17 protein-coding genes are annotated in these 18,543 nt (G+C 64.1%); 4 read left to right on the top strand and 13 right to left on the bottom strand.

All coding sequences use genetic code 11. The features are described 5' to 3' along the window. Positions 1–91 precede the first annotated feature (91 nt). The 4 genes from J8F10_RS36725 to J8F10_RS36710 all read right to left on the bottom strand — a co-directional run bounded on the left by J8F10_RS36725 (position 92) and on the right by J8F10_RS36710 (position 5,036). Positions 92–556: a TraR/DksA family transcriptional regulator gene (locus J8F10_RS36725; RefSeq protein ID WP_210663190.1), complete on the bottom strand. Its 465-nt coding sequence runs from the start codon at positions 554–556 to the stop codon at positions 92–94. A 466-nt stretch (positions 557–1,022) separates the two neighbouring features. Next, positions 1,023–2,174, bottom strand: coding sequence for a S49 family peptidase (locus J8F10_RS36720; protein ID WP_210663188.1), 1,152 nt, complete (start codon positions 2,172–2,174; stop codon positions 1,023–1,025). 56 nt (positions 2,175–2,230) lie between these two features. Beyond that, complete coding sequence (locus J8F10_RS36715) at positions 2,231–3,328, bottom strand: DHH family phosphoesterase (RefSeq protein ID WP_210663187.1); 1,098 nt, start codon at positions 3,326–3,328, stop codon at positions 2,231–2,233. Positions 3,329–4,151: 823 nt separating this feature from the next. Continuing rightward, positions 4,152–5,036: a hypothetical protein gene (locus J8F10_RS36710; RefSeq protein WP_210663185.1), complete on the bottom strand. Its 885-nt coding sequence runs from the start codon at positions 5,034–5,036 to the stop codon at positions 4,152–4,154. Positions 5,037–5,315: 279 nt separating this feature from the next. Here J8F10_RS36710 and J8F10_RS36705 point away from each other — a divergent pair, with 279 nt between their 5' ends. Together J8F10_RS36705 and J8F10_RS36700 are read left to right on the top strand one after the other, a co-directional pair. Continuing rightward, entirely contained in the window at positions 5,316–5,540 is a 225-nt protein-coding gene (locus J8F10_RS36705; protein ID WP_210663183.1) for a hypothetical protein, read from the top strand. Between the two features lie 228 nt (positions 5,541–5,768). Beyond that, positions 5,769–6,731 (top strand): hypothetical protein, encoded by a 963-nt coding sequence (locus J8F10_RS36700; RefSeq protein ID WP_210663181.1) that lies wholly within the window; start codon positions 5,769–5,771, stop codon positions 6,729–6,731. 33 nt (positions 6,732–6,764) lie between these two features. On the opposite strand, the gene J8F10_RS36695 is transcribed toward J8F10_RS36700, so the two are convergent. From J8F10_RS36695 to J8F10_RS36675, 5 genes are all read right to left on the bottom strand, one after another. Further along, entirely contained in the window at positions 6,765–8,165 is a 1,401-nt protein-coding gene (locus J8F10_RS36695; protein ID WP_210663179.1) for an SMI1/KNR4 family protein, read from the bottom strand. Positions 8,166–8,218: 53 nt separating this feature from the next. Next, positions 8,219–8,509 carry a hypothetical protein gene (locus J8F10_RS36690; protein ID WP_210663177.1) on the bottom strand — a complete coding sequence of 97 codons (291 nt, stop codon included), beginning with the start codon at positions 8,507–8,509 and terminating at the stop codon, positions 8,219–8,221. A 468-nt stretch (positions 8,510–8,977) separates the two neighbouring features. Continuing rightward, the gene (locus J8F10_RS36685; protein ID WP_210663175.1) at positions 8,978–9,775 is read right to left on the bottom strand and encodes a purine-nucleoside phosphorylase; all 798 of its coding nucleotides are present in this window, start codon (positions 9,773–9,775) and stop codon (positions 8,978–8,980) included. Then, positions 9,775–10,506: a cytidylate kinase-like family protein gene (locus J8F10_RS36680; RefSeq protein WP_210663173.1), complete on the bottom strand. Its 732-nt coding sequence runs from the start codon at positions 10,504–10,506 to the stop codon at positions 9,775–9,777. The genes J8F10_RS36685 and J8F10_RS36680 overlap by 1 nt, the downstream gene beginning before the upstream one ends. Before the next feature lie 48 nt (positions 10,507–10,554). After that, a complete protein-coding gene (locus tag J8F10_RS36675; RefSeq protein WP_210663171.1) occupies positions 10,555–11,601 on the bottom strand; it encodes an ABC transporter permease in 1,047 nt (348 codons plus the stop codon). Positions 11,602–12,456: 855 nt separating this feature from the next. Here J8F10_RS36675 and J8F10_RS36670 point away from each other — a divergent pair. Both J8F10_RS36670 and J8F10_RS36665 read left to right on the top strand, forming a co-directional pair. Further along, positions 12,457–13,509 (top strand): MBOAT family O-acyltransferase, encoded by a 1,053-nt coding sequence (locus J8F10_RS36670; protein ID WP_210663169.1) that lies wholly within the window; start codon positions 12,457–12,459, stop codon positions 13,507–13,509. Between the two features lie 4 nt (positions 13,510–13,513). Beyond that, positions 13,514–14,764 carry a hypothetical protein gene (locus tag J8F10_RS36665; RefSeq protein WP_210663167.1) on the top strand — a complete coding sequence of 417 codons (1,251 nt, stop codon included), beginning with the start codon at positions 13,514–13,516 and terminating at the stop codon, positions 14,762–14,764. 419 nt (positions 14,765–15,183) lie between these two features. On the opposite strand, the gene J8F10_RS36660 is transcribed toward J8F10_RS36665, so the two are convergent. Genes J8F10_RS36660 through J8F10_RS36645 form a run of 4 tightly spaced genes read right to left on the bottom strand, consistent with a single transcriptional unit; the run spans position 15,184 to position 18,514 of the window. Beyond that, positions 15,184–16,227 carry an ABC transporter ATP-binding protein gene (locus J8F10_RS36660; protein WP_210663165.1) on the bottom strand — a complete coding sequence of 348 codons (1,044 nt, stop codon included), beginning with the start codon at positions 16,225–16,227 and terminating at the stop codon, positions 15,184–15,186. 43 nt (positions 16,228–16,270) lie between these two features. Beyond that, positions 16,271–17,203, bottom strand: coding sequence for an ABC transporter permease (locus tag J8F10_RS36655; protein ID WP_210663163.1), 933 nt, complete (start codon positions 17,201–17,203; stop codon positions 16,271–16,273). Next, the gene (locus J8F10_RS36650) at positions 17,190–17,582 is read right to left on the bottom strand and encodes a hypothetical protein (RefSeq protein WP_210663161.1); all 393 of its coding nucleotides are present in this window, start codon (positions 17,580–17,582) and stop codon (positions 17,190–17,192) included. Before J8F10_RS36650 ends, J8F10_RS36655 begins: the two co-directional genes overlap by 14 nt. Positions 17,583–17,584: 2 nt before the next feature. Then, positions 17,585–18,514, bottom strand: a complete 930-nt coding sequence (locus J8F10_RS36645) for an ABC transporter ATP-binding protein (RefSeq protein WP_210663159.1) — start codon at positions 18,512–18,514, stop codon at positions 17,585–17,587. Between the last annotated feature and the right edge of the window lie 29 nt (positions 18,515–18,543).

Here is an 18,543-nt window from a genome sequence, read left to right as displayed (position 1 = left end):
CGCGCAGTCGTTGGGACACCCCCCGGCGTGCAACGAAAAAAGCCCGCAGGCTCTGCAAGCCGCGGGCTCGGTGCGATCGGATTAATCGGCGCTATTTGCCCAGATCGCTCTCAATGTCCGCGAGACGGACCTCGCGGTCCTCCATCGGGTTGCCGTCCGCGATCCGGCCCCAATCGGTGCCGCCGTGGTCGGCGGCCCAGCCGCCGTCGAGTTCCATTTCTCGCTGGCAATTCACACACAGCGTGCTGAACGGTAGCGCGTTGAGCCGGGCAATGGGGATCTTGATCGAACACACTTCGCACTTGCCGTAAGCGCCGGACTTGAGGCGCCGGAGCGCGCGTTCGATCTGGGCCAACTCTTTCGCTTCGAGTTCGGCGAGGGTCGAGGATATCTCTTCTCCGCTCGCGTCGAACGCCGCGTCCGCGGCATCACCCGAGGCGGAGGAGTGTTTAATGTGGGCAAGTTCTTCGAGTTCGAGACCGAGCCGCTTCCGGAGCTCGGTACGACGGGAGATCAAACTCTTATGTAGTCTCAGGAGAGCGTCTTGACGGGCCATTGTTGTGTACCTCCCAGGTCTTCAGCGTCCGTTCGGCCATAACCGTTGGAGTCTGTTGAGTTAAATTCGATTCACTGGGAAGTAGAAACGGCCAGGCCAAATTAGTCCTGATGCAGTTCTATTTTCCCAACGACAGGTAATATAGGCGGCGCCTCGGTGCATCTTTCACTAAACCGCCCCGGAAAGCGCGTTTGGAGCAAAATTTCCTGCACAGAGCGTGCCGACCTCGTGGGGATCGCCCCTCTCTCCACTAATAAGATCGTCGTCAACCGCAAACAGTTTCAGGATTTCAGACGGAGTAGGCGATATTTCGTTGGCGCTGTGAGTGTTGTGCGAATGATAGCACCCAAATTCAGGCCCGGTCGAAAAGTGGCAAAATCGTGACGGATCACTAACTGTCTAAACTGTGCAGCCGAGCCAAAAGAACGACAAGTGTCCAAGAATTGGGCAGGTGTCAGTCGGGTTGTCACGGGGTCGGAGCAAGCAACCCGGCGTCGGCAGTGGGTGCGAGATACCAGAGGCGCGGAGTTAAGTTGGCGCTAACATCTGGAACCCCGAATTCAGCGGAGCGGCCTTTGACTTGAACGCCCGTTAATTTCTCGACAAGTGATTGGGGGCGTTCGTAAACGACCGCCTTGAAGCTCGATAGCCCGGCGCGGGCGGCCGCGTTACGGACCGCGTTGGGCAGGTCTTCAATGCCGTCGATCAGTTTGAATTGGTGAGCCTGTTGCGCGGTGAACGTTCCCCCATCGGCCCGAACGCGGGTGTACTTCACTTCGACGGTTTTGCCGTTCACGAGCTTCGGGTTACCCTTCTCGTCGCGCTCCGGCACCATGCGCTCGATCACGGTTTCGCGCTGGAGCGCGTCCGGGTTGAGTCCCGGTCGGCCGGCCGCGATGGTCTTGAGGAACTCGTCGTAAGCACCGTCGACTGTGTCCTGCCACGTTTGTCGTTCTTCCGGCCCGAGATTGTGGAAGAACGATCCGCTCGCCTTGATACCGCCGGCCTTCACGAGCTCGAGTTTCACGCCGTTCTTGTGCGCCCACTCCGCCACGTTCGGGAGCGCGGCGAACACACCGATGGAACCGGTAATGGTCGTCTTCTCCGCGACGATCGGGTTCCCGGCCGTGGCGATGTAGTAGCCGCCGGAGGCCGCGAGTCCGCCCATCGAAACCGAAACCGGTTTGGGACCGGTGCCGGGGAATCGGCGCCCGCTGTTGTCCCGCACGTTCACGACGCACTGGTAGAGTTCTTCGCTCGCGGTGACCGTTCCGCCGGGGCTATCGACACGCAGAACCACGACTTTGACGTGCCGGTCCGCGGCGGCGGCACGGAGCTGCTGAATCGGGTACGCGATGCCGCTCTCGGTAATGACGCCGCTCACGCGAACGACCGCGATTTTGTCCCTCGCGCTGGCGTCGCCGAGGTAGAACTGCTCGTTGAGGTTATCGGGCGCTTCGGTCAGCGGATCGCTGATCGCACCCGTGTAGCCGAGTACGAAGACGATGTTGACGAGGACCGAGACCAACAAAAACACGACCGCTGCCGGTAGCAGGCACCCGCTCCGCAAAGTGGACTTCGCGGGCGGAGTACTCGGCGGCGGTGGCGTAGGTTCCATGTATCAGAGGTCCACGTTCCAGGTCGTTTCCGGTCCCGTTTGGAACGTGGAACGGCTCACGATTGCAAGTTCTGGAGCATTTCGCGGAGCGGGACGAGGCGCTGGCCGCGCGTGTCTTCGATCTTGAGCGCCTTGAGGAACCGGCGCCGGAGCTCGCCCTGGATGTCCTCGATCGCGCTGGGGGCGGTGCTCGGGAGCGGGATGCTCCCGCCCGCGCGCCGGTCGTGCCCCCCCGCGCGGCCGAGCTTCCCCACCACCTGGCGCAAGATCTCGCCCGCTCGTGCGTTCTCGATCGACGCGCGCACGGACAGGATCAGGGAGTCCTGGTAGACCCCGCCGCACACCGCGTAGTCCACTTGATCGAAGCGGATCATGAAGTCCACGACCTCGGCCGCTTGTTCCGGCAGCGGCAGCGGGTTCACCCAACTCAGCAGCAGGCGGTCGTAGATGAACGAACTCTGCATCGCCTGGAGCGTACACTCGAAGTAGCTGTGCGGGAGCCGGGCGTTGCGGATCTGGGCGATCACGTCCTTGTCCGCAACCGGGTACAGCACGATGAGCGCCGCGTCGTCCGCGGGGCTGGCCTCGCGCGGGTACCCCGTGACTTCCGTTTCGATGCCGTAGAGCAGGGCGGTCGCGACCTTCTCCGGGATCGCGGCCCCCTGTTCCAGCAGGTACTTGGTGACGAGCGTGCAGGTCGCGCCGTGCGTGGCGCGGATGTCCGTGAAGACGACGCCCTCGAGGTCGCCGGGGGTGTCGTGGTGGTCGATGACCGCGTACAGCGGGACCGCTTCGGGGAACGTGTGCCGCCCGGTGCGGGGCTGGCTGTCCACCATCACGACCGCGTCGTTGGTGCCCCATTCCACCTCTTCGATGGGAACGAGATCGAGGTGGAGGACGTCGACGAGGGCCCGATTTTCGGCCCGGCTAATGAGACCGTCGCGGGTAATGACGGTAGGTTTGCCGAGGCGGGTTTCGACGAGGTGGGCCAGCCCCAGCATGCTGCCCAGGCTGTCCGGGTCCGGTTGAACGTGCGAAACGAAAACGACCCGATCGAACGAGTGGAGGCCGAGCAAGAACCGGTCCGACCTGCGTAAACCGGAGGAAGTCGTTTTCGCGCTGGTACTTTCGGGGTCGGCGCTTCGACGCGCCATGGGTAGCGTCCTCGTTAACATTCGACCCGTCACGTCCGTGTGATGAGGGGTCGGTGGGAGGGGCGACGGGCCTTCCAAAAGCCTCGTACCGTTGTACCTCGCGGGCTCCGCGTTGCCAAGCGCGGATAAGAATTCCCGCGGAGAAATTTGCCGAAATCATTGCCACGCAAGTGGTTGCGGTGATCGTAATGGGCGACCGAATATGAGGCTCCGTTGAGGCGAACCCGTCGGTTGACCGAAACACTCCGCGCTCGCGTTCATATCCGAATACCTCGTTCATTCCCCCTGTTGCTCATGTCTCCTCAGCGGCACTAACAAATGCTAACATTTTGGGGCTCTGGGGTGGTTTGCGGGCTCTCGCGTTCGGGGCTAAACACGATAATTGCTTATTTGTCAACGGCTTAGGCGATTCCCACTCGCTTCAAAGCCGTCGCGTTGGGGGCAGTAACGGCTAACAATCGCTAACAACCCTCGAAACCCGGCCGTTTTTGGCCGCCGCCCGGGTAACATTTCGCTCTGAAAAACCAGCGATTCTGTCGGTCGAGTGGCCCGGGCGCGTTCAGCGGCAGCGCGACCCCTCCCGAACCCCCAACGCGGTAACGCGGTGCGTGAGCATCATTCCAGGCATTGAGAGCCGACATTTCGTTTACCACGGTCGCGAGACACAACGGAACTATACGCTAGTGGACGAATGGATACAAGTGGTTTTGGGGCCGGCGCTGTGAATTTGTGGACGCGCCGGTTTAGAAGTGGGTGTTGGACCTCGGGTTCGGTCCGACCAATCGCCGAAGGACCGTGTCACGGGTCCTTCGGCGGTGTCACGTCACTTTTTGACGCGCACTTTCTCGACGCCTTTGGTCGCGCCGCTGATGCTGATCGACCCGTTGTTGGGGAGCTCGGCGGAGATGTCGATGGTCATGTCGATCTTGCTGTCCTCGAACTCGACGGTGCCATCGATGCAAGTGTCGATGGTGGCTTTGAGCACCAGTTTGCTATCGTCCTTGGCTTTGACGAACTGCCCGCCGAGATCGATCTCGGTAATGAGCGCCGTGAGCGTGATCTCGATGACACCGAACTGGGCGCCGTCCTTCTTGTAGACCTTCAGGAGCTTGCCGCCCACCGTCGATTTCTTCACGTCGAGTTTCATCTTCTCGTCGCCGAGCGCTTTGAACATCTGCTCGCTCTTGTCGGCCGGCACCTTCCAGCTCTCGCCGACCTTAACGGGATCTTTGGACAGGAAATCTTCGTTCTGGGGCTCGCCGTCCTTCTTGTTGAAGCTCTTGAAGAGTTCCGGGGCGTCTTCTTCCTTCAGGGCTTCGCCGTCGATGCTCAACTGGTACGTATCGCCCTTCTTTTCAATGAGGACGGTCTTCCCCGCGTAGACCGCTTTGGTCGCCCCGTCCTTCCCGGTCTTCTCCGCGACGGTGTACTCCCGCGTCAGTTTCGTCGCCAGTTTGTCGCCGGCCTTCTTCTCCAGAATCTCCTCGGTGTAGACTTCCTTCTTGCCGCTCGGGATGCTCTCCTTGTTGTTCGTTCCCGCAATGTCCACGACGACCTTGGTGTCACCCTCTTCCGTTTTCGCGTTCTCGGTCTTATCGCCTTTTTTGCTCTTATAGAGCTTGATGGTGTAGGTCTCGTCGGCAGCGCGAGCGGGACCGGCCGCCAGCAGACCAATGGCGATGAAGCAAGCCAGGGACGTGCGGAGCATGAGCGGAATCCTTTCAAAAACTGGTGCAACGGATCGGGCACTCGACCCGGTCATGGTACGGCGACGCGGGGAAGTCGGGCAAATCGGAACGGGGGGGGCGCGCCGTTCGCTGTCGAAGTTCATTTCGCATTCACAATTTTATTGCGTGAATCTCAATTCCTGTCACACCAATGCGATTCCGTATAGGTTTGCGTCGGATCCCTGCAGGATTCGTGGTGACCTTTGCGTAAATCCGCTACCTCCCGGTGTCTGATGGCGCTGGTAATTCGGAGATCGCGCGTGGTATTCGACTTCGACTTTGCGGGCCGGGCGGTCGCAGCACAAAGGGTACTGGCCGCGGTCAACATTGTTGCGGAATACACCCCGGACAAATTGGTAGCGGTGGAGGATGGCGAACAGGTGGGGTGTCGCGTGGTTCACCGGATCGAGGTTTCCGACAGCGATTCCGAACGGGCGCACCAAATTCTGACGGAGTACGCCTTACTCGACCGGTCCAACAGTTGAGGTGCCTTTTCGAGGCTACGAGAGGTTGATGTTGGGTCGTTGAGCGCGCCCCAGGCCCGTGCCGGCCCGGGGCCAATCTCAAGCGCCGGCTCGCGCCCGGTCGGTATTCCCCGCACCGTTAAACTGCCATATTCTGTAGCGACTCGAGGCGCACCCACCAACGTGCGCGCCGCTCGAACGTTTGGCAGGCAGCCGCGTTCCCGTTCGTCGCTGGTTCGGAGCCCCGACATGATCGCGAAGTTCCTTTCGCTCCCGGTCGCACTCGTGCTCGCGGGGACCGCCGCGCCGCAGCCGCTCGAGGGCGAAAAGCCCGTCACGAAGATGTACGACGTCTCGCGCCTGCTCAACGAGATGGCCAAAACGCAAAAGGCCCCGGACGCGGACACGGTCATTAAATTGCTCTTCGAGGCGATTCCCCAGCTCCGCCCGGGGGAAATTGATGCGGACGGGCCGCGAGTCATCGAGCGCGAGAACGGGCAGCTCGAAGTCAGCGCGCCGGCGGACCTGCACGCCGAGATCAAGGACCTGCTCGCGGCGCTGGAGCGGCTCCACGATTTGATGATCGATGTGAAAACCGAGGTCATCGAGCTCGATACCGCGGCGTTCGAGAAGTACCAAAAGGCGCTCCCGAAGGTGGGCCGCGGGAAGGCCGGTTCGCCGGTGGCGTTCGTGACCGGTGAGGGGTTCGAGGAGCACCGACCGGACGCGGCCGAGCAGAAGGCACTGGAGGACGCGACCAAGATCCTCAAGGCGGGGCGCGTGGTGCAGACGTCGAGCGGCCGGTTCGCGAACGGGCGCGAGTCGACGCTCGCGGCCCGGTTGACGGCATCGAATTTCAGCAACCCCGGCGGCAACGCTGATACGGCGCAGTTCATCAAGGAAGGCTTCAAACTCACCGGGCTCCCGATCGCGTCCGCGGACCGGCGCTCCATGCGATTGAAACTGACGGAGCAGTCCGTGGCGTTCGTGCGAGTGAAGCGAGCCGCGGTGGGAGAGGTGGGGGGGCAACCGATCGTCGCGCAAGCGACGGAAACCGAAGACCTGGGCGCGACCGGGTCGACGGTTGTGGCGGACGGCGGCGCGGCGATTTTCCGCCTCGCCTACGCGCCAAAGGACAAGGTGTGGGTCGTGGTGGTGAAGCCCAAGATCATCGTTCCGGCCGAAGGAGCCGAACCGAAGAACGGGGGGTGATCGATCGCCCCTTGCCACTCCCTTGCCACCCGATCACACCGGAGGCGCGGGAAGCAACTCGACCAGGGACAACCGGAGCCGGAAATCCCAAATGCACGGCCCTTCGTACAACCCGTTCCGGTTCACACGATACGCCTGGCCCGGGTACTGGCCCGGCAGGTCGCGCGGGAAGTCGTGCCCGCCGATCAGGATCACGACTTCGCCGCACGTGGAATCGACCGCGCGCACGTACACAATGCTCCCGTTCCTGGTCCGAAACAGTCGGCCGAGTTCGGGTGGGTGACCGAACGGTGACGGCTGGTCGAGTTCCGGGGCGCGCCGGAGCTTTTCGGCCCGCAGGTCCGGCCCCAGGCGCGCGAGAAATTGCGAGAGCGGCACCGGTCCGCTGGGAGGGGCTTGGTACTCGTCGTGGTCGAGGCGGTAGACCGGTGGGTCGGTCGGGTCCGGGGCGCTCGCCAGAGTAACGAGGGCGTAGTTCCCTCCGTCCGCGATCCCAATCACGATCGCGTCCGGGTGGTCGCGGAAGAACGCATACGGTTCCTTCCCGAAGTCCATTACCGCCGGCTGATAGCTCCACACGCGAAAGCAACTGCCCTCGTCGGCGAACACCCGCCCCGCGGTCCACTGCGTGTCGAACAGGAAGCGCCGGAGCGGTTCCGGCACGGGAACGCCGTTCCAATCCGTTCGGGCGATCTCGGTTGGAGGGGGTGGGAGCGCCCCACCGAGACGGTAGACCTGCTCGAAAATCGTAGCGCTGAGGGTTTCACCGGGGTACGTCGGTGGCACGTCCGGTAGTGCTGTGGGTGCAGCGGGGGGAAGCGCGAATTCGAGCTCTTCTTTCAGGCTCATCGCGTTCGAGCGGAGAAAGTTCTCCTCGTCGGTCGGCAACCCCGGCCACTCGAAGACCCCGTCCCAGGAAGCCAGCTCGTACACCGTTCCGGCCGGCAAACCGGATTTTTCGACCCCGTCGGGCTCGGACAGAACGAGAACGGCGTCCTGGTTCTCGAGCGCGAATACCACGCTCCCGTTAAAGGTCCGGTAGAACCGCCCCTCGCGCCGAGGGACGGCGACCGAGCTGGCCGCCACGTCCAGTTCGAGTTTGGCGAGCAACGCGGCGGGCGATTCGGCTAGCGTGGCCCGCTCCGGGAACGTGTCCAGCGCGAACGCAGTGCCGTCCGGGAGGAGCAGGAGCAGTATTTCGTCGTCATCGTCTCGGCCGAAGCAGATCGCGTCGGGGTAGGGGCGAAGCCCGTCTTCGGCGGTGGGGCCGGGCGTCGCGCGCCCGAGCGTGAGTTTATACGGACTGAACTCCGGTCCGAGACGGTAGCGCCACCCGTCCGGCCACACCGCGTCGAGTAGCGGGTGACCCGTCGCCGCGGGCCGTCCCCCGAGACACTCGATCTGATCGATGAGGTTCGCAGGCAATTGGGTCATGGTGCCCTCATATTCCGCACTACGCCCGAAGGCGCCGTTCGCGCTCGATCGGCTCACTCTTTGCCGAGCACGAGGTCCACGACCCAGCACCCGCGCACGTGCGGCCCCTTGCTGCGACAGTGCTCCAAGATGTCGGCGCTGTCGCATCCGGCGTCCTGGAGTGCGTCGGCGAGGATCGGCATCGTGCTGAACTCACGCGCTTCGTACATTTGAGTGGCCAGCGCAACGGCCGTATCCGTGCGCCACGAAGGAGAGAGCGATACGGGACGAAATGTGTTACCGAAAATGTCGCGGAGGGTGTCCGCTTGATCGCGCTTTTCCACTTCCACCGCTGCCACCCACATCAGTGAACTCGTGTCGTGGCCACCGATACTTGCGAAAACATGGGCGTTGGCGGCAGTGTCAGCAATCACCTCAACTTGAGATGGTGTCGCTTCGGATGAAAGTTCTGCCAATAGCCATGTGGCTGAGGACGCGAGTCCGCGAACCTCATCGGCAGCTTCTTTGGCGGCGTCTTCGGCATCCCACACGGCCGTCCAATCTGTGACCCCGTCGACCTTGCGTTCGATTATCTCTACGAGATCGCGCGATCTGCGATCGGATAACGAAGATCAGATGCGTCTGCAACATGCACACGAAAACAATGTCGCCTTTCGGAACGTCGGTTCGTCTTGCTGAAAGTCGTGCTTTTCACCCAGTGCCACCAGCATCGGTGTGGGGTTTTTACACACTCGCCATTCCGCTTCGGTCATTGGCTTTTCCCGCTCCGGTGCCGGCGACCGGAGCGCTTGGTGAAGTGGCAACCTGCCGGCTCACGCCGGTCGCGCGCGAACGAGGCACGCCAGCAGTTCGGCCATGCGGGACACTGCGAGCTGCGCGTTCGTGAGCACTTCGGTGTGGTCGAGCGCGGTGGCGCCGAGACCCGCGGCCTTGTTCGTGATGCACGAGATCGCGGCCACTTCCAGCCCCAATTGCGCGGCTTCTTCCGCCTCCAGCGCGGTGGACATGCCGACCGCGTCCGCGCCGATCGCGGCCAGCGCGCGGATCTCCGCGGGCGTTTCGTAACTCGGGCCGGTCAGGGTCGCGTACACGCCCGCGAGCAGATCGCGCCCGGCCGCGCTTTCGTGAGCGTGTAGCGCATCGAGCAGGTGTAGGGAATAGGGAGAGAGGGCTTTCTTGCCGCTCGCGAGGGCGCGCCACGCGGTCGGGCCGAGTAACTTGATGTGCCCGCGGATCGCCATCAGCCCGCCGGGGTGAAGCGCCGGGTGGATTCCGCCCGCGGCGTTCGTGAGGACGATGCGCGTCGCGCCGAGTTCCGCGATCGTGCGCACCGCGCCCGTGACGGTGGGCCACGGGTGCCCCTCGTAGACGTGCAACCGGCCCGAGAAGAGCAGTGCGGGCTCGCCGGCCCATTCGCCCAGCGCGAGTTTCCCGCCGTGCCCCTGAACTGACGGCGGAACGAGGCCGGGAATGTCGCCGAAGCCGATCGATGCGTGGGGCACGAACGCGGTCGCCGCGCCCCCCAAGCCGGAACCGAGAACGACGGCCGTGCGCGGGGACCGGGCGCGGACCGCGCGCGCGAACTCGGCGAATGCCGCGAGCACTGGCATTACGCCCCTGCCAGTTCGTCGAGGTCGGTGAACGGGGGGAGCGGGTCTTCGGCCAGTTCGGTGAACATCTGCTTGGTGCGGACCGCCCAGCCGATGAACTGGGCCGTGCCCTCGACGCCGAGGCGCTCCGAGTTCACCACCGCGTCGTAGCCGGTCGGGTCCGCCGGGTCGAGCGCGAGTGTGCGATCGAGGAACAGCGCGCGGCGCTCGTCGCGGGCGCGGACCTCTTCGGCCGCTTCCGGTCGGGTCATGCGGAGCTCCTGCGCCACATACGCGATCCGCGCCTCGTCCGGCGCGATGATGCGGACGTGAATGGTCGTTTCCGGCGGGAGCATGAACCCCGCGGCGCGGCCCAGAATCACCACGTTCCCGCGCGCCGCGACCGCGAGCACGAGCCGGACGAGCCGCAGGGCGTCCGGGGACCCGGTGAGGTTGCGGGCGCGCTGGAGGTGCGCGAGTTGGGCGTCCGCCCAGAGCATCGCGTCCGCGGGCACGTCCGCGAGGAGCTGCGCGCGGGCGGTGTCGTTCTGCACGAGGTAATCGAGCGTGTCGTGGTCGAACACCTGCCACGAGAGGATGTCCGCGACCTTGCGCGCGACGGCCGTGCCGCGCGCGCCGGTCTGCCGGCTGATGGCGACGGTCAGCCCGCGCGGGTGCGTGAGCGCAGCGCGCGCGTCGTCGCCGCGGTACCCGTGCATGGGCGCGTGAACAAATTCGGGCGGGGAGGGCATGGGAACCTTCGTTCGTAACTCACCCCCGGCGGACCGGACGGGCACGGTTCAAATGTCGTCGCGGTACTCGGACCGGGAGAACAGCCACATTCCGACGAGCGTGATGGCGACCGGCGCCGCGGTCAGCACCGCCCACGCGGTCTCGGACGAAACGGCCTGCGCGGTGATCGCGGGGAGCATGTCACCGGGGTGGCCCGCGGCCACCGCCTCATTATACATCAACGAGCGGACGTAAAAGGTCAGGCTGAGTAACTTCAAACTGCCCGGCAGCGCGGCCACCACCGTCTCGAAGAAGAACACGTACACGAGCCCCACCACGACCGGTCGACGGAAGAGCGCGCCGACCAGGTGGAACAGCGCCGAGAACGCGACCGTGCCCATCGCGACCGCGGGCCAGTACCGCAGGAGCGCTTCGTGCCCGATGGAACCGGCCGCGAGGCACACCGCCACGAACCCGCCCGCGCCGAACGCGACGCACCACGGGAGCGTGCCGAGGAACTTCGCCAAGTAAATGCCGCTCCGCGGGATGGGGCGCGTCATGAGCCACACGAGCGAGCGGCTCTCGCGGTCCGTGCCGAACGCCCCGCTCGCGTAGGAGAGCGTGAACAGCGGCAGGATGAACCCCATGAACACGAGCATGACGACCCAGCGCGAGTAGGTCATGAAGGCCCAGCTCTTGAGGAACGCTTCGGACCGCATCGCGGCTTGCGGGATCGACAGGAGCAGCGAGGCGAGTGCGTCTTCGGTCGGGTTCAGCGGGTTCGGAACCTCGTGCATTCGGAACAGCAACATTTCGTCCGCGTCGAGGGCACGGTAGCGCTGGCCGGGGGTGAGGCGCTCGGCCTCTTCCGCGTTCGTGTTCGCACTCCGGCGGGCGCGCTGGTTCGCGAGATCCCACCCGCCCCGAACTGTCACGACCGAAACCCACAGCACCACGATGCCGAGCAGCGCGACCGACACCCAGCCCATTTGCCGCACGCGCCAGTGGCGCTGGAAGCTCTGCACGACGAGCACGCCCCACGCGCGGAACGCGCTCGGGAGCGGATCGTGGGGCGCTGGGACCGGCGCGTGTGCGGTAAGCGGTTCGTTACTCATGCCCGTGTTGGTCCGCGTTGGGAATCTGCGCCCGGTGCTCCACCGATCGAGGCTTTTAATGGAGCGCTGCTAACAATTGCTAACGTTTTCGTCCCCGGGAACCAGTGCGCCCGTCGCGAAACGTACCAATGGTTGAAATTTCCAGCTAATTGGCGCTGGTGTGAGCCCTCGTTACTCCGCGCCGACGGTTAACATTGGGTAACATTTTCCGCGAAATTCACCCGTTAATTGCGCGCGAAACGCACTTCAAACGACTCGTCGCGATCCGGGCGCGCCACTTTTAGATTTTAAACGTATGTCCAGTATTTGTAAAGGGCGGAATACCGCCTTGCGAGGCACGACTAAGCTGCCGGCAAATATGAACGGAATGCCCTGGGTGATTGAGACCCGCGCGGCAAATCTTTCCAGCATAAGGCGGGCGGTGTGCGCGAATCGTATCGGCTGTTAGCCGCGTAGTTGGCCCCCAAGTCGTGCAACGCGGGGCGACTACTATCTGCCCAACTGCGCCCGGGTGAGACCCGCCAGGGCTTGGTTGCCCGATTCCGAGAGAATTAGGGCCATACTCAATCGCCCTTGTTTCTTGAAACTGATCGAGTTATCAATCGCACTTTGTTTAATATGCGTTCGGCTAAAGAAGACTGTAGTTGGGGCTCGTAGTGCTCCGATATACGTATTGAATAGCCAGCGAATCACTGGTCCGGGGCGACCCCTATGTTGTTCTTGACTTACTGGTTCGTCTTTTTTATCGTCGCGCTGTATCCGATATACTGGTTTTGCCCCGTCCCGGCGTTTCGCCGCCTGGTCCTGCTTGCTAGTAGCCTCGTGTTTCACGCGCACTTCGCGGGGCCGGCGGGGGTGATCCCAATCGCCATCTTGGGGACGTTCGTTTATCTGGCGGGGGCGACGCGCTGGCGCGGGCCGTGCTACGCGGGCATCGCGGCGAGTTGCCTGTCGCTGATCTATTACAAATACTGCACTTTTATTTGTACCCAGGTGCTGGTGTCGGTGTGGCCGGGCGCGGCCGGCTACGTGGAGGCCCACGCCCAGGGGCTCCGCGCGATCACGGCGCCGCTCGCGATCAGCTTCTTCGTGTTCGAGTTCGTCCACTACTTGATCGACGTGTGCCGGGGCGACCGGGCGATTCGGAACCCGTTCGACTTCGCACTGTTTACCGTCTTTTGGCCGTCGATCGTTGCCGGTCCGGTCAAGCGGTACCAGCACTTCTTTGCCGCGCTCCAGTGCGGTACCGAGGGCGTCAACAGCCAGGACGTGGCGGTCGGACTGGTCCGCGTCGCGATCGGGCTCGTGAAGAAGTTCGCCGCCGACAATTTGACGAGCTGGATCGCCTACTCCGCCCCGCTCTACACGGGAATGACGGTCCTCGACCGCTGGCAGTTCCTCGGGCTCCTCGCGCTGCGCATCTTGTGGGACTTCAGCGGCTACTCCGACATGGCGATCGGTTTCGCCCGGATGTTCGGGATCCGCCTCCCCGCGAACTTCTGTTGGCCCTACCTGGCCGGGAGCGTCACGAGCTTCTGGCGGCGGTGGCACATCTCCCTGAGCCTGTGGATCCGGGATTACATCTACTTCGCGCTCGGGGGGAGCCGGCGCGGGGTGGTGCGCAAGGTGTTCAACGGGCTGCTCGCGTTCGCGATCTGCGGCCTGTGGCACGGTGCGGGGTGGAACTTTCTCCTGTGGGGCCTGTACCACGGGGTCGGCATCGCCGTCGCCTCCACGTACCGGGACGCACTGGGGCCGCTCGGGCGCGGGATCGGCTTCGCGTTCGACCGCGTCCCGTTCGTGGGCTGGGTTCTCACGTTGGGATTCGTCTCCATTGGCTGGCTGCTGTTCTTCTACCCGGCGCCGGAGGCGATGAAGATGGCCCGGCTCCTCTTCGTAAAGGTGTGACACCATGCCCCGGTTCGATGGTCTGCTCGATCGGGTGATCAGTCCGGTGCCGCTGCTGGCCGGCGTGGTGGTCGGGTTCGCGGCCTGCGCCTGGGGCGGGCACACGGTCGGGCGGACCAACATCTTCCGGAACTTCGAGCGGTTCACGGCGGAAACGGACTACCGAACCAACTATCAGGTCGGCCCGAACCAGGTGCGCGCGCTGATGCGGGAAACCGCGCGCCCCGACCAAATCGTGGTCGTGGTGGGCGGCAACTCGGTGCTCCTCGGCAGCGGGCAGGGACCGGACGGCGTGTGGACCCGGGCGCTTCAAGCCGCACTCGGGGACCGGTACAAGGTCATCAACTTGGCCCTGCCCGGCCTGTGCCCCCAGGAGTTCGGTACCGTGGCCGCGGAGATGCTGTACCGGGACGGCCACCACCGGATGCTCGTTGTCACGAACACCTGGCTCACGCCGGCCAGCCCACTCGGTGAACCGGACGGGCGCCCGACAACCCAGTGGTTCTTCTGGGACGCCTACTACCATAATCGGTTGCTCGAGTCCCCGGAACGCGAAACGCGCCTCACACTACCACTGGACCAGCGGGCGGACGCGAGCGCGCCCGGCGCGAAGGATCAGAACCGGCGCGATGAAATGGAACGACAGTCCCAGCTCGACCGTTGGCTGAATTACCGCGACCTGTGGAACGGGTTCGAGTACGAGTACGCCGTGTCCGTGTGGTGCAAACCGCTCGCGAAAACGTGGTACCGGGCTCGGAAGACCTATCCGGACTCGGACCCGATGCGCCCCCCCGCGCCGATGTCCCTGTTGGAGGCGTTGCAGCCACAAGTTGTGCCGCACCTTCAATCTACGGCCAAAGCGCTGCGCCCGATACTGCGCCGGCCCTCGGGTGAAGCGATCCCCCCCTCCGAACTCGGTGGGACGTTCCCAGCGGAATCGGATCTGCGCAACGACTTCCCGGCCCCGATGCGCGAGCGGCTGATCGTAGTCGCGACCCGCTCGCACCCGCACTTCATTAACCTACTGACCCCCGACGAGCGCCTCACGTATGACGCGATGGGGCCGGCCATGAGCGCGATCTACGAGCGGGCCGGGGTGTCGGTCGTTGAGGTGGGCCGGGGGTACGGGGGCGACGAGTACTACGATCACGTTCACCTGTCGGTCGCCGGGGGCCGCCGGATGGCCGAAGAACTCGCTCCGATATTGCGCCGCAAGGCCGCTCAACTCGGTTACCTTGAGGAGGCCCAACCGTGACCCGGTACGCTCGTTACCTGTTTTCGTTCGTGCTGGGGCTCGGTGTCGCTGTGGTTCTGCACTACGCACTGTTCCGCATGACTCTGCCAATGGAGCCTTTTATCTATATGTCGTTCTGATTTGAAGCACTTGTCCCCGGTAACGGTCGACCGCTTATGTCACTCCGCAAGTGCCGGGGTGACATGAGCGGTGGTCTTGAAATCAGGACATTTGCGGTAACAGCTCACCCGCTCGTTGACGCGCGCCGTTCGCTCGGAGGTTTCTTGGCCAACGGCGCGCGTCAACGAGCGGGTGGAACCACTAGAGATCAACGGCCCTGCTCTCAGAAAAAATTGCCTTCTCAAGCCTGTCGGTCCTGTTAATCCTGTCAAAAACGCTTCTTCCTTGCGCCATCACGAACACGGGCGCACGAACCTCACTCACGTCTTCCCCGAGCCGCCGAGCAGGTACCCGAGGATCGCGTGGGCGGATTCGTCGAGCGGTTCGAGGCGCTGAACGTCGAGTTGGTGCTCGACCGCGAGCCGGCCGAACAACTCGAAGAACCGCTTCGGGTTGCGGGCCTTCACCACCACCGCCTCGACCCCGTCGGCGAGTTTGGGCGCCACGTCCACCGCGAGCACTTCCGGCATCGCGAGTAATAGTCGGGCGACCTCGCGCGCCCGGGCGACGTCGATGCGCACGGACAGCGGGTGATCGTCGAGCAGGTCGCGGATCTGCTGGAGCGTGCCCACGGCCGCGACGCGCCCGCGTGCCATGATGACGACGTGGTTCGTCAGCTTCTCGAGGGCCTCGAGTTCGTGGCTCGAAATGAGTAGACACTTGCCCTGCGCCGCGAGCGCCTGAAAGAGTTCGAGCAGTTCCTGTCGGCCGATGGGGTCGATTCCCGAGAGCGGTTCATCGAGGATCAGCAATTCGGGGTCGTGTAACAGTGCCTGGGCCAGTTTGATGCGCTGGCGCATGCCCTTCGAGTACCCGCGGAGCTTGCGGTCGGCGCGGTCGGTCATGCCCACGCGCTCGAGAACCGCTTCCGTGCGCCGGTTCGATTCGGCCCGCGTGTAGCCGCACAGCCGGGCCATCACCCACACGAACCGCCGGCCGGACAGGTCTTCGTAGAACGCATCGATGTCCGGGCAGTAACCGACCAACCGCCGGGCGCGCCAGTCCCACGCATCGGTTCCGCGCACGCGGACGCGGCCGAGCGTCGGCTTCAGTTGCCCGTTTGCCATTCGGAGCAGCGTGGACTTGCCCGCGCCGTTCGCGCCCACGAGCCCCGTGATTCCGCCCGTGAGTTCGAGCGTAACCTGGTTCAGCGCGAGAACCGTGCCGTACCACTTGGAGACCTGCTCGAACAGGAGTAAAGGCGCTTCTGAATGAGGGGTGGGGGGCGAAGCGTGAGGAACGGCGGCGGAAACAGTCGCGCGCGACTCGGGAGGAGCGGTGAGTTCCGACTCGGTGCGCATCATGGCTGATTCTCGTGCCCCCAACCCGAACTCTCGCCCCGCGTTTCTACTGAACGATCTCCACCGCCTGGATTCGCCGACGCAGATACAATACGCACGCGCCGATGACCGTGCTGGTCGCGACCCACGCTTGCCAGTATTCCGGCTGCGGCTGCGGACGGATGGTCGCGGGGTCCGCGCTCAGGCACGACAGGCCGCACAGATAGAGATCGTTCCACAAATCGATGAGCCGCCAGCGCTCGTCTTTCAGCGTCTCCACGAGCCAACTGGACAGCATCGGGAGCAGCACGAACAGCCCCATCCAGATCATCGCCATCGGCACCGTGCGCCGAACCAGTACCGCGGTCGCCACGGTGAGCGGACTCAGCGTGACCGTGAGTGCCAACCCGTAACCGATGATACCGAGCAACAGCGTGAAGTTGTCGAGGTAGTACGATTTCCAGTCGTAGAGCAGCCCGGCTTCGAGCCAGAGGACGAGCGCCGGGACCGTGGTCAGCAAGTTGATGAGCGCGCCGATCGCGAGGCACTTCCCGAGGACGTAGTGCCAGCGCCCGATGGGTTTGGAGAGGTAGAACGGCAAACTCCCGTGCGAAAAATCGTTGCCCACCAGCACCGACCCTGCGAGCGCCAGCACGATCACGAGCACGTAGCCCTGGTACCAGATGAAGTTACCGAACGTGTGGTCGGTGCCGTTGAGTGCGAGTCGGTCGAGGAACCGCGTGATGTTGCGCGCGTTGACCGGAATCCCGGCGAAGCGCACGGTTTCGGTGGCGAGCTGGTTCGCGATCCACACCACGAGGTACTGCGCGTAGAAGAAGAAAAAGAACACGAGCAGCGCCAGCGCGAACAGCCCCCACATGAGCCGCCGGCGCAGGAGCAACTTCAGCGAAGCGCGGGCCAGCGCGGTCGAGGCGAACAGCGGCCCGCGCGCGGTTCCGCGCCACGGCCGGTAGCGGAGCAGGGTATCAGTTTGCGCCATCTTTGGGGGTGTCCGTAGTGGTGAGCAGAGAGGAACCCGTATCTCGCACACGCGGACGAAGATGGTACCTTTTTACATCGCAGATGCCGCCGTTTTGCAATAGTCCCATGTGACCAGTCTCTTCCCGCCGGAACGTTCCTTCGAGCATGACGTATTGATGGTGTAACTGCTTCGCGCGATCCAGCGTGAGGTCACCGTACCGAACACTCACCCAGCAAGCGTTTTGGTACAGGCCGTGCGCCCAGTCCTCGCGATGGAGGAAGAGACAGGTTCCTTCAGCTTCGAGGCTGAGAAACCCTTGCACAATCACCAGCTTTCCGTCGTATTTCTCGGGAGTGGCGATCAAGTGGATCAGGGACACAAGGATCGGTTGCTCCATAGTCAGTTGCTCACGGCGCGCAGGAACAGTTCTTCGAGCGTCTCGTCGTCGCGCGCGAGGGCACGGATGACGACGCCGCGTGCGTCCGCGTGCCGGAAGAACGTGAGGTTCGACCACCCGGCCGGGACCGCCACGCGCCACTCGCCCTGGCCGTTGTCGCCGATGAACTTCACGCCCGCGCCCTCAATGTCCGCGCGGAACGCGGTCAGTTCGCCCTGCACGCGGACCCGGAACCGGTCCTGCCGGCGCGCGCACAGTTCCGCGACCGTTCCCTCCCCGCGCACGCGCCCGCCCGCCATGATGACGACCCGCTCGCACACGGCTTCAACGTCCGCGAGCAGGTGCGTGGAGAGTAGCACCGATTTGCCGTGATCGACCCCCAGCGCCTTCACGAGCCGGAGCATCGCGTCGCGCCCCGCGGGGTCGAGACCGGACGTCGGTTCGTCGAGCAGCAGCACGGGCGGGTCGTGAACGAGCGCTTGAGCCAGCTTCGCCCGCTGCTTCATGCCGGCGGAGTACTCCTCGACGCACCGGTACCGCGCTTCTTCCAGTTCCAGGTACGAAAGCACCTCGTGTGCGCGCCGCGTGGCCTCGCGCCGCGGCATCCCGTACAGTTCGCCCGCCAGACTGACGTACTCGACCCCGGTTAATCCGGGAACGAGGGCATCGGCTTCCGGCATGAACCCGATGAGGCGCCGTAAGCGCCAGTTCCCCTCCGCGTCGCGGTCGCCGCCCAGTGCCTCGTCGAGCACCCGGCCGGTCCCGCTCGACGGTGGGATGAGCCCCATCAGGATCTTGAGCAGCGTGGACTTCCCGGCCCCGTTCGGCCCGAGCAGCCCGATGCGCCCCGGCGGGAGCGTCAGCGTGACGTCGCTCAGCGCGGTGAACGCACCGAACCGGCGTGTCACGGCGTTGAGTTCGATGAGGGGCATGTTTTGGGGTCTCAAGTCGTAAAGTCGCA

Origin of the sequence: Gemmata palustris, from assembly GCF_017939745.1 — a bacterium.
In the GTDB taxonomy this organism is placed as follows: Bacteria; Planctomycetota; Planctomycetia; order Gemmatales; family Gemmataceae; genus Gemmata; species Gemmata palustris.
This window is presented reverse-complemented; position numbering and strand designations above follow the sequence as displayed.

Excerpts from the sequence above, each read along its gene's own strand:
- J8F10_RS36725 (WP_210663190.1), bottom strand. The coding sequence starts at position 556 with ATGGCCCGTCAAGACGCTCTCCTGAGACTACATAAGAGTTTGATCTCC.
- J8F10_RS36720 (WP_210663188.1), bottom strand. The coding sequence starts at position 2,174 with ATGGAACCTACGCCACCGCCGCCGAGTACTCCGCCCGCGAAGTCCACT.
- J8F10_RS36715 (WP_210663187.1), bottom strand. The coding sequence starts at position 3,328 with ATGGCGCGTCGAAGCGCCGACCCCGAAAGTACCAGCGCGAAAACGACT.
- J8F10_RS36710 (WP_210663185.1), bottom strand. The coding sequence starts at position 5,036 with ATGCTCCGCACGTCCCTGGCTTGCTTCATCGCCATTGGTCTGCTGGCG.
- J8F10_RS36700 (WP_210663181.1), top strand. The coding sequence starts at position 5,769 with ATGATCGCGAAGTTCCTTTCGCTCCCGGTCGCACTCGTGCTCGCGGGG.
- J8F10_RS36695 (WP_210663179.1), bottom strand. The coding sequence starts at position 8,165 with ATGACCCAATTGCCTGCGAACCTCATCGATCAGATCGAGTGTCTCGGG.
- J8F10_RS36690 (WP_210663177.1), bottom strand. The coding sequence starts at position 8,509 with ATGTGGGTGGCAGCGGTGGAAGTGGAAAAGCGCGATCAAGCGGACACC.
- J8F10_RS36685 (WP_210663175.1), bottom strand. The coding sequence starts at position 9,775 with ATGCCAGTGCTCGCGGCATTCGCCGAGTTCGCGCGCGCGGTCCGCGCC.
- J8F10_RS36680 (WP_210663173.1), bottom strand. The coding sequence starts at position 10,506 with ATGCCCTCCCCGCCCGAATTTGTTCACGCGCCCATGCACGGGTACCGC.
- J8F10_RS36675 (WP_210663171.1), bottom strand. The coding sequence starts at position 11,601 with ATGAGTAACGAACCGCTTACCGCACACGCGCCGGTCCCAGCGCCCCAC.
- J8F10_RS36665 (WP_210663167.1), top strand. The coding sequence starts at position 13,514 with ATGCCCCGGTTCGATGGTCTGCTCGATCGGGTGATCAGTCCGGTGCCG.
- J8F10_RS36660 (WP_210663165.1), bottom strand. The coding sequence starts at position 16,227 with ATGATGCGCACCGAGTCGGAACTCACCGCTCCTCCCGAGTCGCGCGCG.
- J8F10_RS36655 (WP_210663163.1), bottom strand. The coding sequence starts at position 17,203 with ATGGCGCAAACTGATACCCTGCTCCGCTACCGGCCGTGGCGCGGAACC.
- J8F10_RS36650 (WP_210663161.1), bottom strand. The coding sequence starts at position 17,582 with ATGGAGCAACCGATCCTTGTGTCCCTGATCCACTTGATCGCCACTCCC.
- J8F10_RS36645 (WP_210663159.1), bottom strand. The coding sequence starts at position 18,514 with ATGCCCCTCATCGAACTCAACGCCGTGACACGCCGGTTCGGTGCGTTC.